This window comes from Burkholderia sp. CCA53, from assembly GCF_001685525.1.
Lineage (GTDB): Bacteria > Pseudomonadota > Gammaproteobacteria > Burkholderiales > Burkholderiaceae > Burkholderia > Burkholderia multivorans.
Genome location: NZ_BDDJ01000002.1, coordinates 1,778,244 through 1,795,299, shown reverse-complemented (window position 1 = coordinate 1,795,299; position 17,056 = coordinate 1,778,244). Strand labels below are relative to the sequence as shown.

Annotated in this window: 5 protein-coding genes; 4 read left to right on the top strand and 1 reads right to left on the bottom strand. The window is 70.9% G+C overall.

What is annotated here, in order from left to right:
- The first annotated feature begins 241 nt into the window (after positions 1–241).
- From sctQ to BCR55_RS24205, 4 genes are all read left to right on the top strand, one after another.
- Positions 242–1,393 carry a type III secretion system cytoplasmic ring protein SctQ gene (gene sctQ / locus BCR55_RS24220; RefSeq protein ID WP_065496247.1) on the top strand — a complete coding sequence of 384 codons (1,152 nt, stop codon included), beginning with the start codon at positions 242–244 and terminating at the stop codon, positions 1,391–1,393.
- A 3-nt stretch (positions 1,394–1,396) separates the two neighbouring features.
- Complete coding sequence (gene sctR, locus BCR55_RS24215) at positions 1,397–2,071, top strand: type III secretion system export apparatus subunit SctR (protein WP_065496245.1); 675 nt, start codon at positions 1,397–1,399, stop codon at positions 2,069–2,071.
- The gene (locus BCR55_RS24210; RefSeq protein WP_065496236.1) at positions 2,068–2,871 is read left to right on the top strand and encodes a lytic transglycosylase domain-containing protein; all 804 of its coding nucleotides are present in this window, start codon (positions 2,068–2,070) and stop codon (positions 2,869–2,871) included. The genes sctR and BCR55_RS24210 overlap by 4 nt, the downstream gene beginning before the upstream one ends.
- Before the next feature lie 200 nt (positions 2,872–3,071).
- Positions 3,072–14,978, top strand: coding sequence for an LWXIA domain-containing protein (locus BCR55_RS24205; protein WP_065496234.1), 11,907 nt, complete (start codon positions 3,072–3,074; stop codon positions 14,976–14,978).
- A 21-nt stretch (positions 14,979–14,999) separates the two neighbouring features.
- Here the strand turns inward: BCR55_RS24205 and asnB are convergent, their stop codons facing one another.
- A complete protein-coding gene (gene asnB / locus BCR55_RS24200) occupies positions 15,000–16,967 on the bottom strand; it encodes an asparagine synthase (glutamine-hydrolyzing) (protein WP_065496230.1) in 1,968 nt (655 codons plus the stop codon).
- Positions 16,968–17,056 lie beyond the last annotated feature (89 nt).

Sequence of the window (17,056 nt, the reverse complement as noted above, 5' to 3'; positions counted from 1 at the left end):
CCCGTCGCGACACGGTCGCCGCCTTAAGGCGGCGATCGCCTTCCAACCGTCGCGCAAAGCGCCGGTCATGGCGCCTCGTAAATCCGCACCCGCCGCGCGACGACACGATGCGCACGACTACGGATTCCGGCGCCGCACGCACACGGCCGCCTCCCTACAATCGACGCAGCAGCCGCGCGCGACCTGCGCCACCGGCCACAACAACCCGTCGAACTCACGCCGAATTCGCTCCGATCCCGCCGTGCCTGCGCTGTTCCTGACGAATGCCGACGACGCCGCGGACCGCGCCGCGCCGTCCGCTGCCACGACGCGCGCGACGCCGCCCGCCGCGGTGCTGGCGCTCGACGCGTCGCCCGCGCTGCCGCGCGTGTCGGCCGCGACCGCACGCGGGCTGTCGCATGCCTACGGCGCGACGGCCGCCGTGCCGATCGCGCTCGGCGAACACGCGTACGCGGTGCGCTGGCGCGTCGACGCGGAGCCGGCGGCCGACGCGCACGCCTACCGGTTCGTCGTCGGCCCCGCCACCGGCACGTTGTGGCTCGACCCGCTCGCCGAAACCGAATGGCTCGGCGACGCCGCCGATCCGGCCGTCCCGGCCGTGATCCGCGCGGCGCTGCTTGCCGATCTCGGCGCGCCGCTCGCGGCGACGCTGCAGGCCGCCACGCGCCAGCGCGTCGAACTGCTGCCGCCCGCCGAGCCGGCGCCTGCGTGGGCCGCGTCGCCGGCCGCGCTGCGCTTCGAGCTGCGTCGCGCGGACGGCGCGTGGCGCTGCCACGGCGCCCTGCTGTTCGACGCGCCGGACGCGCTCGCCGTGTTCTTCGCGTCCGCGCCGGCCGCGCGGCCCGATGCGGCGGCCCTCTACGCGAACCTGCCGGTCCCGCTCGCGTTCGAGCTCGGCCGCACCGCGCTGACGGCGGCCGAACTGGCCGACGTCGTCGCCGGCGACATCATCGCGATCGAACACTGGCGCGCGCACGAGCAGGACCTGCTGTGCGTCGCGTACGTGCGGGCCGCGCCCGCGTGGGAAATCACCGGACGACCGGCCGGCAACCGGCTGACCGTCCAGCGAATCAGGGAGATGCCATTGGAACCGCCCCGCACCGACTCCGCGTCCGCCGCCGCGCCCGACGCACCGCCCGCCGATGCGCCGCGCTCGCTCGACGGCCTCGCGGTCGACCTGCGCTTCGAGCTGCCGCCGACGTCGATGCCGCTCGGCGAGCTGAGCGCGCTGCAACCCGGCGCCGTGATCGAGCTGCAGCAAGGGATCAACCAGAGCGTGATCCATCTCGTCGCCAACGGGATGCTGATCGGCACCGGCCATCTGATCGCGGTCGGCCAGAAGCTCGGCGTGCGCGTCGTCACGCTGACGCAACCCGCGCCGCGCGAGCGCTGACCGATGGGCAACCTGCCGAATCCGGTCGCGCTGATCGCGGTGATCGCCGCGCTCGGCATCGCGCCGTTCGCCGCGCTGATGGTGACGAGCTACACGAAGCTCGTGGTCGTGCTCGGGCTGCTACGCTCGGCGCTCGGCGTCCAGCAAGTGCCGCCGAATCTCGTGCTGAACGGGATCGCGCTGATTCTGTCGCTGTTCATCATGGCGCCCGTCGGGATGTCGATCCGCGACGCGCTGCAGGCACGCCACTTCGATACGTCGGGGCAATTGTCGACGGCGGACGTCGGCGTGCTCACGGACGCCGCGCTGCCGCCGATCAAGGATTTCCTCGTGTCGCACACGCGGCAGCGCGACCGCGACTTTTTCGTGCGCACCGCGACGTCGGTCTGGCCGAAGAACCGCGCGGACGACATCAAGGACGACGATCTGCTCGTGCTCGTGCCGAGTTTCACGCTCGCCGAACTGACGAAGGCGTTCCAGATCGGCTTCGTGATCTACATCGTGTTCATCGTCGTCGATCTGCTGGTCGCCAACATCCTGCTCGCGCTCGGGATGCAGATGATCTCGCCGACCACGATCTCGGTGCCGTTCAAGCTGCTGCTGTTCGTCGCGCTCGACGGCTGGTCGCTGCTCGTGCACGGGCTCGTGCTGTCGTACCGCGTCGCGGGGGCGGGATGAACGCGCGCCGCCTGCACAGCGCAGCCGCCGCGCTATGCGCGACGGTCGCGCTCGTCGCGCTGGCGTTCGCCTGCGTGCCGCCGCGCGTCGCGCATGCGCGCGCGTCGTCGGGCAGCGGCGGTTTCGCGCAACTCGCGCGCGCCTGCGCACCGAACGTCGATCCGGACACGCTCGCCGCGCTGGTGCGCACCGAATCGGGCTTCAATCCGTATGCGATCGGCGTCGTCGGCGCTCATCTGACGCGCCAGCCGACGTCGCTCGACGAGGCGCGCGCGACCGTGCGCGCGCTGGCCGCGCGCGGCTTCAGCTACAGCGTCGGCCTCGCGCAGGTGAACGAGCGCAATTTCGCGAAATACGGCCTCGACGACGCGACGATGTTCGAGCCGTGCCGCAATCTGCGCGCGGGCGGCGCGATCCTCACCGACTGCTTCGCACGCTCGGCCGGCACGGGCCGCGCGCCGCAGGCCGCGTTGCGCGCGGCGCTGTCGTGCTACTACAGCGGCAATTTCACGACCGGTTTTTCGAGCGGCTACGTGAGCCGCGTCGTCGCGAGCGCACAGCGCAACGCGCGCGAAGGCGGCGTCGCGCCGATTCCGGTCGTGCCCGACGTGCCACCGCCCGCGCGCCAGCGGCGGATGGACGCGGCCGCCGCCACGCCGCCCGAGCGCGCGCGCCGCCTGCCGTCGCCGGCCGCCTCCGCCGACGCGCCGTCGTGCCACGCACGCCCCGTCATGATGATGTGCCGCGGGCTGCCGCCGAGCCAGGCGAAGCGGCTGTGCGTGCGCTGTCTCGACCAGTGAGCGGGCGGCGCAAGCGCGGCAGCCGGATGCGCGCGCGTCGTTCGTAGCGTCGGCGCGGCCGCCGCCGCGTAGCGGCGATGCGCTACGAAACGCCTCGCACGCACGCCGCACGCGCCCTTTTAGACTCTTCGTCTAGGCTGAAGGCGCCCGCTGCCGGGCAGCGGCGCGCCCCTCTGCCCGGCATCCGACCGGAGGGCTTCATGCTGGACATCGACGGCGTTGGAATGGGCGTCAACTGGATGATGTTTCTCGAGCGCACGCTCGAGGCGGAGCGCGCGAAAGCGGCGAGCCAGGCCGCGCAGCAGTCGAGCGATCCGGTCAAGCAGCGCGTCGACACGCCGCCGCCGGCCGTCACCGTGCAGGTCACGCCCGATACCGATCCGTCGAACCCGACCAATGCCGAGATCGCGTCCGCGACCTCGTTGATCCGCAGCTTGGCCGAACAGTATCGGCCGAAGCCGCCCGACATCACCGTCGACGATCCGCTGACGAAGGCCGCGCAAACGGCGATCCAGGGCGCGCAGACGAAGTACGACAACGCGCTGAAGGACGAAGCGCAGAAGCAGACGGCGCTCACGAATGCGCAGAACGATCCGTCGTCGACGAAGGATGCGATCGCCCGCGCGCAGACCGACTACGACCACGCGCATGCGGCGACGGCGAACGCCGAAAAAGAGCTGAACGTGACGACCGACGCGGGCTACATGATCGCGTACGCGCAGCAGGCCGATCACGACAAGCAGGCGCTCGATCCGCACCGCGCCGGCTCCGCGCAGTCGGACGCGAATGCGGCGCTCGCGCAGTTGAAGGCGGCCGTGCCGGGGCTCGGCGACGATCCGACGCAGGCGTCGCAGGCGCACTGGACGCCGCAGCAGAAGCAGGCGTACGACGCCTGGCAGCGCGCGGACGCGAAGCTGTCCGCCGCGAAGGCGCGGCACAACGCGGACATCGCGAACTCGAATCTCGCCTATGCGCAGCTGCAGTCGTACGCGTCGGACGGCGAGCTCGCCGATGCGATGAACGCCGGCATCGCGCGCGTCAACGACGCACTCGCGCCGCTCGGCCGCGTGATCGACGTGCCCGAACGGCTGAAGCCCGACGAAGCGCGCGCGAATCTCGCGAGCGCCGTCGACGACGCGAACTACGCGAATGCGTGCGTGAATGCCGCGAGCGACGCGGCCGACGTCGCCGATATCCAGATCACGTACAACGCGGTATCGGGCAAGTACGGGCCGACCGTGATGTCGACGACGGTCGGCGCGCAGCAAGACCGCCTCAACCATGCACAGGCGAGCGCGCGCATGAGCGCCGGCTATCTGCAGATGCTGTATGCGAACCGGCAGGTGAAGGAACTGCAGGGCCGCTACGATGCCGCGCGGCAGGATGCGACGCAGTTGCGCCCGGACGGCACGCGCGTGCCGGTGCGCGACCCGGACGCTGCGCGCGGCGTCAGCGATGCGTACGCGGCGCTGACGAAAGGAAAAGAGGCAGCGAGCATCGCGCACGACGGCTTCGTCTCCGCGTACGGCAATGCGCTCGCGATCCATTACGACGACGTGGCCGCGGGCGTGCAGGACCGCTACGATCATCGGACGATGTGCGTTGCGAACGATCCGACGCCGCTCGAGATCAAGGGCTTGAAGACGATCGCCTCGTCGCTGCACGGCGCGACCGACCGGATGACGGCCGTCGTCAACGAGCGCGCGATCAAGCAGACGCTCGCCGACGCGCAGGCGAAGCAGGCCGGCCTGAAGGCGAAGGTCGACGATTTGCAGCAGCAGTACGACGCATGGAACCGCGATCACGGCGCGGGCCCGACGCCTTCGCTGCTCGCGGTCGCGAAGCCGCAGGACGGCGTGCCGAAGAACATTCCGCTGACGGCGCCCGTGCCGTTCGTCGTGAACCCGTATGCGCAGCAGCTGTCCGACGCGCGTGCGGCGCTCGACCAGGCGAACAAGGATGTCGACCGCACGCGGCTGATCGGCGAAACGCTGCACCAGCAGGTGCTGTTCAACGAATTCGACGCGCACCTCGACGAACGGCTGCGCGCGCGCAAGACCGAGGGCGACCAGAAGGATTACGCGAAAGCGCTGTCCGAGTTCTTCGGCGCGCACCGCAGCGAACTGTCGCAGTCGCTGCTCGACAAGGCCGGCGAAGCGACGCAGCACGGCGGCACGATCGACTTCGGCAAGCTCGACGCCACGCAGCAGCGCAACCTCGTCGGCGTCGCGATCGGCCTGTCGCCCGACGCCTCGAGCGATGCGCCGCACGCCGCGCAGTTCACCGACGGCCAGAAGCTCGCGTCGATCGACAAGGTGCGCGACGAATTGCTGAAGCTCGGCGGCGGCGACGGCACGCGCGTGAACGTAATGCCGATCGTCTACGCGTCGAAGGACGCCGGCCTCGTGACGAGCGCGATCTTCAAGGTGACGAACGCGAGCGGCGACACGCACTACGTCGACGATCAGGGCTCGAAGTATTCGAGCATCGACAACTTCATCGACGACAACGAGCTCTCGTCGGACGGCACGCTCGACATCGCGACCGGCTACGGCGCGAACGGCGTCGCGCAGATCGATCATCGCAACAGCGCGCACGACGACAGCTGGTGGGAAAGCGTGATGCACACGTTCGGCTCCGGCGACGTCAATCTCGGGATGCTGCTCGGCGGCCTCGCGCTCGAAGTCGGCGGCGGCCTGCTCGATGCGACCGTGTTCGGCGCACCGCTCGGCATCGCGCTCAATGCGGTCGGCACCGGGATGATGTACACGTCGGCCGCCGCGGCCGTCGCGAACTCGGGCTACGACCTCGTGAACCGCATGCAGCACGACCGGACGATCAATCCGCTCGACGCGGGCGCGCGCGCCGACTATCTGAACCTCGTGCCGCTCGGCGTCGGCGGCGTCGGCAAGGTGCTGGCATTCGGCAGCAAGACGGCGACGGTCGCCAAGCTCGTCGAACGCGCCGGCGGCGACGCGCAGACGTTCGCATCGCGCGTCGCGACCGGCACGTCGTTCGCGACGAAGGCCTCCGCGTACGGCGGCGCCGCGGACGCCGCGGCCCAGTTCGGCTACGACGCGGCGACGGGCCACACCGACCGGCTGGCCGACGACGCGACGTCGTTCCTGCTGAACGCCGGGCTGGCCGCGGGCCCGCAGCGGATCAAGGCGCTGTCGACCGGCATCGTGCGCCGCACCGGCAGCTTCGGCGCGCGCGATCTCGGCAATCAGGCGGTGCGGATCGGCGACGAGCGCGTGACGGTCGGCCAGGACAAGTATGCGGCAGAGAGCACGCTGCGGATCGGACGCCAGCAGGCGACGCTGGACGGCAAGACCGTGACCGTCGCGGCCGACGGCACGCTGCGTGCCGGCAACCGGATCCTGACGTACAAGGGCGTGCCGATCCGCGTGCTGAACCGCGGCAACGCGGTCAATACCGGCGCGCGCAGCCGGACGGAATCGACGGCGTTTCTCGATCAGGACGGAACCATCACGCTCGGCGAGCGCGTGAAAGGGCTCGCGCTGACGCGTTTCGATCGCTACGCGACGGATGCGCGCATCACGGCCGACGAGCACGGCGGGCTCAGCGTGTCCGACGGCATCGAGCTGAAGTACGCGCACGAAATCGCGCCGCCGCGCACGGCGACGACGCCCGACGAGACCGTCCCGCACGACGACGCGCCGCCGCCCGACTCGCGCCCGGCCGCGGCCGAGCCCGCGCAGCCGGGCGACGCGGCGCCGACGCGCACGACCGCCGCCACGTCGGCCGACGAACCGGCCGCGACGGCCGCACGCGATACGTCGCAGATCCGGCGCGCATCGGCGAGCGTGCGCGAACGCTCGGCCGAGAACGATCACGACAACCGGCTCGTCTCGCACGCGGACCGGCAAAGCGCCGACACGCGCGCGATCCGCTACCGGCGCGTCGTCGAACCGGAGGGCGGCGGCACGTCGAAGCCGCTGACGTTTCGCCAGCGCGTCGCATGGACGCTGCTGAACGCCGTCGATGCGTCGCCGCTGTCGGGCGGCTTCGTCGCACGCGAGGCCGACGTCACGCTGACGTCGCGCCGGCCGCTCGTCGAGCAGCACCAATACGGCGGCCGCACGCTGTACGTGGTGCGCAACGACGCGAACAACGGCGCGTTCGCGACGAAGGCCGGCACCCCGCTGAGCGGGCACGAACTCGCGCTCGATGCGCGCTACGCGTTTCGCGCACCGGCCGACATGCCGGAACCGATCGTGCTGATCGCCGAGCACGCCGATGCGCAACTGGCGCCCGAACTCGCGAACGTGTGGAACCGGTCGGTGTTCGTCGCGCCGCGCGGCGCACTCGCGGCGGACGGCACGCTGCGCGCGACGAGCGGCTACCTGCGCTACGATCCGGCGCCGCATCCGGAGGTCGAGCTCGGCGCGCTGCATGCGGACGGCACGACGGTATTCCACGCCGACACCGGCAAGCCCGTCGACCTCGACGAGCATCTCGGCGCGCTGATCGCGTTCGGCAACGAGAAAGGCGGCTTCGCGCTCGGCCGCGGCGCGGTGGTCGGACTATACGAGGACCTGACGAGCACGCGCGCCGCGCAGCACGACGCGGCGATCGGCGAGAAGGCGGCGCTCGCGTTGCTGAACAAGCGCTTCGCGCTGCCGACGGTATCGATGGACGGCCCGTTCTCGCATGCGAATCGCGTCGCGGTGCTGTATCAGCCGCGCGGCGCACTGCATACGCACGACGTCGAGCGCGGCGTGCTGCCGCGCACGCTGAAAGCCGACACGCTCGACCAGCTGCGCGCGCTCAAGACGCTGATCGCGGAGAAGCAGCTCTACTTCGACGTGCAAGGCGTCTATCACGACGGCCGCCTGCTGATGACCGATCCGGGCCGGATCGAAACCGGCAGCGACGGCTACCGCGGCACGCACGACCGCGTCGACGATCAGCTGCAGCTACTCGAGCGCGGTGTCGAACGCGGCGACGTGACGCTCGCCCATCCCGAGATCGCCGAGACCGGCCAGGACGCCGCCAAGCCCGGCCTCCTCGCGCGCGTGCAGATGCGCTTCGGCGGTGCGCCGTTGCCGAGCGAGGTCAGCGCGCTTGCGCAGCAGTCCGGCACGCTCGCGCAGCAGCTGCGCATGCTCGACGACAACGGCTGGCGCGTGCGCGTCGGCAAGCGCGGCGGCGGCAGCCGGATCGATACGCGCAAGAAGCAGGTCACGCTCGACGGCGCGCTGTCGCATCCCGAATCGATGACCTACACGCTCGCGCATGAGGCGAAGCACGCGGTCGAGGCGATCGACGGGTCGCTCGGCCTCGACTACGGCGGCCGCCGCCGCTTCACGCGCAAGGCGCTCGAAGCCGAAGCGCGCGCACAGATCAATGCATTCGAAGCGCGCTACGAGATCAAAATGTCGAGCGGCGTCGATATCGGCGCGCACGTCAGGCTGCCCGACGCGATCCAGCGCATCGCGGACAGCTGGCAGCCGTCGCACGATTACGCAGGCACGGTCGCGTCGCTCGCCGACGCGTTCGCGCGCGCACCGGTGTCGGGCGGCCGCGGCCGCGATTACGAAGCGTTCTACAGCGACGCGTTCGATCGCGGCGCCGCGCGCGCCGGCCGTGCGATGCCGGCGCCTGAAACCGCACCCGCGCCGCGCGACGAGCCGCGCTCGATGCGCGACATCCAGGCGCAGCGCGTCGCCTGGACGCAGGCGCACGTCCAGCGCAACGCGGCGCCGTTCGGTGCGGCCGAACCGTCCTCGCCCGCGACGATGGCGTTCGTGCGCGACGGCAACGTGCTGATCGACCGGCACGAGCGTGTCGCCATCGTGCCGGCCGAGTCGCGACGCGACGGCACGCTGCTCGGCCCCGACGGGCGTCCGGTCGATCCGCATACGTTCACGCTGCTCAACCCGCCGCCGCCCGATCCGGGCTACACGACGATCCTGTCTGCCCGCCATGCGAACGAAGGCGCGGCCGCGCAGCTCGCGAATCTGTGGCAGCGGCCGGTCTATGCCGCGCATCCCGATGCAGTCGGCCACGCCGGCGCGCTGTCGGACCTGTCGGGATTGAACCGCTACGTGCCCGCCGCGTACCGGCAGCCTTCGCTCGGCGAACTGGCCGTCGATACGCGGCACGATCGCCTGCATGTCGCGGGCGATCCGGCGCGCACCGTCGATCCGGCCGACTTCCTCGGTCCGGTGCTCGGGGCGGGCGTGGAGAAGACGGTATTCGACGCCGGCGCCGGTCAGGCGATCGGCATTTACCGCGACGGCTCGCGCGACGGGATGCTCGATGCATACGAGGCGGTGGAACTCGACCGGCGCGGGCTCCACACGCTGAGTGAAACGTACGGGTTGCCGACCAGTACGACCGACGGCCCGTTCACCGTGCTCAATCGTATCGGCGTGGTGCTGAAGCCGTCCGCGCAGCTTAGCAGCGACGACATCCAGCTCGGCGCGAAACTGCCGGACATCGTCTCGCGCGCCGGCCTCGCCGATCTCGCGAAGATTCGCCGCGTCACGCAGATGCACCGGCTGCTGTATGACTTTCAAGTCCTGTTCGGCCGCAACGGCGACGTCATGCTGCACGATCCCGGCGAAGTCCGGCCGGGGCTCGATCGAGACGGCATCGTCGTCTCGCAGATCGACAATGTCGCCGCGAAACTCCACGATGGCCTCGACAACGGACGCATCCGCCTCGCCCATCCGGCGATGACCGAGCAAGGCGTATACGCCCCGCGCGGCGGCACGATCGAGCGCGTCGTCATGCGGTTCCGCGGCGCCGTACTGCGCATGCGTGCCCATGCGCTCGCGTCGCGCTCGCCGACGCTCGCCGCGCAGCTGCGGCTCGCGAAAAGCGACGGCTGGAAGATCAGGCTCGGCGCGCGCGGCGAAGGTCATTACGTGGACGCCGAGCGGCGCACGATCGTGCTCGACGGCAACACGCGTCATGCGGGCACGCTCGTGTTCGCGCTCGCGCACGAGGTGCAGCACGGTGTCGACGTGACGACCGATGCGCTCGGCCTCGATCACGGCAGTCCCGAAGCCTACGTCCGGAGCCTGCTGCTGGCCGAAGCGCGTGCGCAGGTGAACGCGTATCGCGTACGCGACGAGATCCTCGCGGCCGGCGGCCGCGACATCGCGGCTCACGTGCAGTTGCCGGACGCGCTCGCGCGCGCCGCGCGCCATGCGTACGAGAGCGGCGACGCCGCGGCGCTGCAGGCGCTCGCGGACCGCTTCGGCGACACGCGCACGTCGCTGCCCGGCAATCCGACCTATCGCGTGCTGTACGCCGACTACGCGCGTGCGCTGACCGGCGACGCGCGGCTGCCGAGGCTCGCCGCGCCCGGTACGGGCAACCGGCCGGCCGGTGCGAACGGCGGCAACGCGCGCGAAAGCGCACGCATGAATCGGGCGCGCGCCTGGTTCGACGAGCGCGGCCTGCGTACGCTGACGCGTATCGAAGGCGCCCATCTGCCGGCGCTGCGCGATCTCGCGCGCGAGACCGGACGCAGCGCGCATTTGCTGATCGCGCGCGCCGATCCGGCGCCGAGCGCGGACGCGCCGCCGCATTTCATCGCCGAGGCCGAAGTCGACGTACACGGCGCGATCACGATCACGCGATACGATCGATCGCTGGCGCGCGACGAGCGGCGCGCGCTCGACGACGCAGTGTCACGCGCGCGCGATGCGAATGCACGCGACCGGGCGGCCGCCGCGCGCCGCGACTTCGATTTCTATCGATCGCCGGTCACGGCCGCGGAGCTGGACGCGATGGGCGGCCCGTCGAAGATCGAGCCCGCGCACGGCGGCGACCCGGTTCGGCTGTCGCGCGTCGGGCGCGTCGACGACGCGCTGGCCGCCGCGATCGACGCGCTCGGCTCGGTCAAGCACTACTCCAACGCGAACAAGGCGATCGCCGGCGCGCGCAACGCGGACACGATCTACGCGGTCGATCGGAAAACCGGCGACATCGTCGGCCATGCGACGCGCCATCCTGACAGCGGCGTCTGGTACTACGACGAAAATTCGCCGGTCGACGGCGCACATGTGCAGACGCGCACGCTCGACGACGCGTTCCAGCGGCGCATCGATGCGCGTGTGCGGCGACGCGGCGCGCGTCACCGGATTCCGCTGTCGCGTGCGCGCCGGCGCGGCATTGCGTTCGTCGTGACCGAGATCGGCCCCGACATGATGGCGCGCATCGGCCGCTTCGATCCGATCCGCGCGCCGAAGAAGGACACGACGTACCGGTTGCCGTCGCGCGTGCGGCCGCGCTATCTGAGCCACGCGTCGCTCGCGTGGACGATGGATGCCGGCCATCGCGTCGCGCTGCTGACGCGTGCGCGCGCGGCTGCGCTGCTGCGGCGGTCGTCGGCGGCCGGCGCCTTGCCGCCGGGCACGGCCGCCACGCGCGCGCCGGACCCGGCCGCGGCTGCGTCGGCTTCGTCCGCATCGACCACCTCGACCACCTCGACCACCTCGACCACCTCGACCACTGCGAGCGCTTCGCTGCCTGCGACTGCGCGCGGCACACGCGCGGCATTGCACGACGCACTCGTCGCCGCCCACCTGCTGCCCGCCGATGCCGGCCACGCGCTCGACTTCAGCGGCCACAACGCGGTGCATCTGCTCTCGCTCGCCGAACGCGGCGCGCTGTCGCCCGACACGCATCGCGTCTACGTGTACCGCACGAGCGATCCGATCGCGCACCGCCTCGCGAAACCCGACGGCGTGCTGGTGCCCGACGCGCACGGCAACCTGCTGTGGCACGAGAACTGGCGCGACACGAGCGGCACGGGCGTGCCGCTCGACGCGTCGCCGCTCGGCCGCGGCCCGTACGGCGCCGACGTGCATCTACTGCTGACCGAACTACCGCCCGACGGCATCGACACCTACGCACCGGGCACGCGTCTGCATGCGCTGAACAAGCGCGTCGAACGTCTCGAACGGCTGCAGCATGCGTCGGACCGCACCTGGGCGAACAAACTCCGCGACTGGGCGCGCAACGAGAAAGCGACCGCGATCCGCGAGCGCGACGCGACACAGCGGCAGATCGACCGCGCAGAGGCAGCCGCCCGCACGCAGAATGCGCCGCCGCCCGCGCATCCGGTGCTCGAGATCAAGCCGTACCAGCCGGCGCTCGTCAGCTCGACACAGATCGAATGGAAGCAGCGCTACGGCGACGGCGGCATGCCCGATCCGCTCGCGTACGTGACGCGTCTGAAGACGTTCATCGCGCGCGAAGGCAAGACGCGCGCGGGCCCGCTCGAGCTGCAGGACCGGCCCGGCGACGCGCCGCCGCCGGTCGTGATGGCCGACGCGCAGGGATGGCGCTGGCTCGGCAAATGGCTGCACGTCGCGCGCGACTACGCGGCGGGCGGCGCACGCTATGCACCCGTGCCGCGCTGGAAGGATTGGCAGCGCAAGCTGAGCGCGGCCGCGACGGTCGATCGGCAGATCATCAAGTCGTTCTTCAAGTCGAGCCGCGACGTGCAGTATCGCGTCGCGCCGATGAGCCGCGCGTATCGGCTGACCGACGATCCGCAACTGTTCCTCGAGCAGATTCGCCGCAACGGCGCGGCCGGCGCGGCCGTCACGATCGTCCTCGATCCGCATACGCTCGCGGCCGCGCAGGGCAAGAAGCACGAGCAGGAATTCGTCAACGACGTGAAGCGGCTCGGCGACCAGACGCGCGCGAAGATGAACTACGCCAACGCGACGATCACCGGCGAGAACGGCCATGTAGTCCACCTCGACGAACTGACCGAACAGCGCCTGCATGCCTGGCTCGACGCGGCCGCGGAAGGCGGCTTCCTGCTGCGGCTCGAAACCGCATCCGGACGCGCGCTGGTGTCGCGCGTCGACGAGCGCTTTCAGGCCGGCACGAACGATCAGTATCACGACTACGTGCGGCTCGCGTCGCTGCTCGAGAAATGGGCGGCGAAGCACCCGCGCGAGCGCGCGCCGCACGTGATGATCACGTTCCACGGTTGGGATGCAGTGCCGGAATCGGTGCCCGGCGCCGGCCACGTCGAGCTCGTGAACCAGCTGCTCGACCGGCCGACGCTGCAGTGGGTGCACGTCGGGCTGTCGTACGCGACGCACGGCTCCGACTTCATCGCGAACCAGGAACTGACGACGGCGCTCGCCAAGATGCTCGTCGCGCGCGCACGTGCGCGCGGCACGTCGACGTTCGAGCGCATCCACGGCGCCGATGCGCTGACGCGCGTGTTCGAACGGCTCGAGCCCGACGCGCTCGTCGAACAGCACCGCATGCTGCTTGCCGAAATCGACCGCATCGGCCGCGACAACAAGATGACGCCCGCCGAAATCGACGCGCTCGTCGAGCGCCTGTACGAAGGCAACACGACCAAGCTGCTGAACCGCGCGCGCCATGCGGTCGCCGCGTATGCGACGCGCGCATGGGAAGCGGACCCTGCGCGCGCACCGGCGCCCGATTCCGAGGCGCGGCGCTTCACCGAAGACTGGCAGCGCGACATCGGCAGCAAGCTCGACCGCCCGGAACAGCTGAAACTGCCCGCGCGACGCCGCTTCTCGGCTGCCGGACCGAAGTGGACCGACATCGTGCAGAAGCCGGAGCTGATCGTCGACGATGCGAAGCCGCTCAGCGACAGCCGTCTCGTCAGCGCGCAATCGAGCCGCGAGCAGGAGATCGGCCCGCAAGAGCCGATCACGCCCGAACAGGCCGCGCACGCGGAGCTGAACGCATTGCGGCTGCAGCAGGCAGGCCGCCTGCGCACGTGGTTCAACCGGGAAAACCTGCTGTCGATGGCGGTCGGCCTCGGCGTCGGCTTCGGCGCGCACCATTTCGGGCTGACTTCGCCGGCATTCAAGGAGACGAGCAACGCGCTGTTCGTCGGCGCGCGCACCGGCCGCCTCGTGCAGGCGCTGCATCAGGATTCGGTGCGCGCGCTGCAGGGCGGCGATCCGCGCCTGTTCCGGCGCGTGCTCGACCGCTTCGTGCGCGGGCTCGAGAGCCAGCTCGACGCGCACGAGATGGACAAGCCGATGCGCGGCGCGTCGCTGCAGCTGCTGGCCAACGAGGCGCGCGTGAAGGTCGACGGCCTGCTCGCGCTGCACGCGAGCCAGAAGATTTCGGCCGAGGACGCGGTCGCATACACGAAGCTGATCGCGAACGACATGATCGCGCAGATGCAGGGCGTGCTCGGCGGCACCTCGATCCAGCAAATGCACCACGGCAACCCGCGGCGCTTGTTCGGCAAGCTCGGCCGCTCGGCCGCGCTCGCCGGCTATGTCGGGCTCGGCGAGATCGCCGTGCACAACTTCATGGCGAACCACGGCGTCGCGCCGCTGCTCGGCGGCATCGGCGCGGTGGTCGGGCTCGGCTACACGGCGGCGATCCATCTCGGCGCGACGCGCAACCTGTCGCTCGACCGGCGCAGCCGCGTCGTCCGCGCCATCGACGCAACGTCGGACATCGTGACGATCGCGGCCGGCTATGCGACCGTGGCGAGCGGCGTCGCCTGGCCGCTCGCGGTATCGGGCAGCATATCGGCGACGCTCCTGGCGCTCGCGCGCGTCGACACGCACTTCCCGAATCTGACGAAGGCCGTCACCGGCCGGATTCCGACCGCGATCGTGCTCGCGCCGATCGCGATCTACGTCGGCAACTGGCTCTATACGTATTTCGACGACGACAAGAAGAAGCCCGCGCAGCCGTCGAACCTCGTGCCGCCGACCGGCGGTGCATCGCAATCGCCATCGCCGTCGCCGTCGGCCACGAGCCCGTCGCCGAGCGCCGCGCCGCCGTCGGCCGGTCCATCCGCCGTGCCGTCGCCCGCACCGTCGACGAGTGCGACGCCCTCCGCGCCGGCGTCCGGTCAGCCGGGCAGCACGCCGACGGCGCCGCCCGCACCCTACTTCGTCGTCGACGGCGATTCGCTATGGGTCATCGCCCAGCGGCACCGCGATACGCTGCTCGACGCCGCGCACGTGCCGGCCGCCGATCGCCGCACGATGCCGGAAGGCGAGCAGGCGCTCGCCGCGTTCCGCGAGATTCTGCAGCTCAATCCGTCGGCCGCGCGCGATCCCGCGCATTTGCCGATCGGCAAGCCGCTGAACGTCGGCTGAGCAGCGGCGCACACCGCCTCGTCAGGCGGTGCGCTGCGCGTCGAGCCACGCCTGGAACATCAGCACCGTCCACAGCTGATGCTGCCAGTTCATGCGCCCAGCCTGATGCTGGCGCCACAGCCGCTCGACGGCGGCCGCGTCGAAGAAACCCTCGTCGCGCAGCCGCGACGGCTGCAGCAACGCATCGGCCCAGTCGCGCAGCGCGCCGCGCAGCCAGTGATCGATCGGCGCGCAGAAACCCTGCTTCGGCCGGTCGATCAGCTCGGTCGGCACGTAGCGGTCGAGCAGCCGGCGCAGCAGCGCCTTCGACTGCCCTTCGGGCAAGCGCAGCGATGCGGGCAGCCGCCACGCGAATTCGACGACGTGATGATCGAGGAACGGCATCCGCGTTTCGAGGCTGACCGCCATCGCGGCGCGGTCGACCTTCGTCAGGATGTCGGTCGGCAGGTAGGTGAGCGTGTCGATCGCCATCGCCTGCTCGGCAAAGCTCAGATGCGCGGGCCACGCGGATGCCGTATCGAGCGGCGTCGGCGGCTCGTGCCCGGCGAGCGCGATGCGCTCCGGATGATGGACCGACGACATCAGCAGCCGGTACAGCCCGATCCGGCTGTCGGCCGTCATCACGTGGCCGAGCTTGTGCAGCCGGTCGCCGATGCGCGTCGGCGATTCGCGCAGCTCGCCGGCGCCCCAGGCGCCCTGCGCGACGGCCGCGAGCTGGTCCGCATGATCGGGGCGCAGCGCGTGCAGCGCGCCGGCGATCCGCGTGCGCACGGCCGCCGGCACGCGATGCAGCTTGCGCCAGAGGCGCGGCGTCAGGAAGTAGCGCGTATAGCCGCCGAACAGCTCGTCGCCGCCGTCGCCGGACAGGCTGACCTTCACGTGCCGGCGCGTCAGTTCCGCGACGAGGAAGGTCGGAATCTGCGACGCATCGGAGAACGGCTCGTCGTAGATCGCCGGGAGCTTCGGCACGACCTCGAGCGCATGATCGGCCGTCACGTACAGCTCGGTATGGCGCGTGCCGAGATGGCGGGCGACGGCCTTCGCGTAGCCGGCCTCGTCGTAGCCCGCTTCGTGAAAACCGATCGTGAACGTGTCGACGGGCGCGGCCGACTGCGCCTGCATCAGCGCGACGATCGCCGACGAATCGACGCCGCCCGACAGGAACGCGCCGAGCGGCACGTCGGCCTCCATCTGCCGCGCGACGGCCTGCCGCAGCACCGTGTCGAGCCGGTCGACGGCTTCGGCCGCGGTGCCGGCGAACGGCTCGTCATGGCCGGCATCGATGGCGTGCTCGAGCGCCCAGTACGTGCGGATTCGCGGCGTGTCCTGCGCATGCTCGAACTGGATCCAGGTGCCGGGCGGCAGCTTGCGGATGCCGCGATAGATCGTATGCGGCGTGGGCACCGCGGAATGTCGCAGATACAGGCACAGCGCGTCGCGATCGATCTCGCCGTCGAAGCCCGGATAGGCGCGCAGCGCCTTCAGCTCCGACGCGAATACGAGCGCGTCGCCGATCCGCCCGTAATACAGCGGTTTCTCGCCGATGCGGTCGCGCGCGAGCGTCAGCACGCGCGATTCGCGGTTCCACAGCGCGAGCGCGAACATCCCGGTCGCGCGCCGCAGCGTCGCGTCGACGCCCCACGCGGCGAACGCCGCGAGCAGCACTTCGGTGTCGGAATGGCCGCGCCACGCGGGCGCGCGTCCGACGCGCTCGAGTTGCGCGCGCAGTTCGCGGTGGTTGTAGATCTCGCCGTTGAAGACCATCACGTAGCGGCCGCACGCAGACGCCATCGGCTGCCGGCCGTGCACCGACAGGTCGACGATCGCGAGCCGCCGGTGACCGAGCGCGATCCCGGCCGCCGGATCGACCCACAAGCCCTGTGCGTCCGGTCCGCGATGCGCGAGGCTCGCCGTCATCCGCGCGAGCGTGCCGCGCGCTGTCTCCTCATCGAAGGCGACGCTATTCAGAAAGCCGTCGATTCCGCACATGTATCCTGTCCGCCCCTGTTGACTACCCGCCCTGCGCGACGCGACCCTGCGGCCCGCCGTTCGGCATGACGGTCGCGCCATCTTACGAA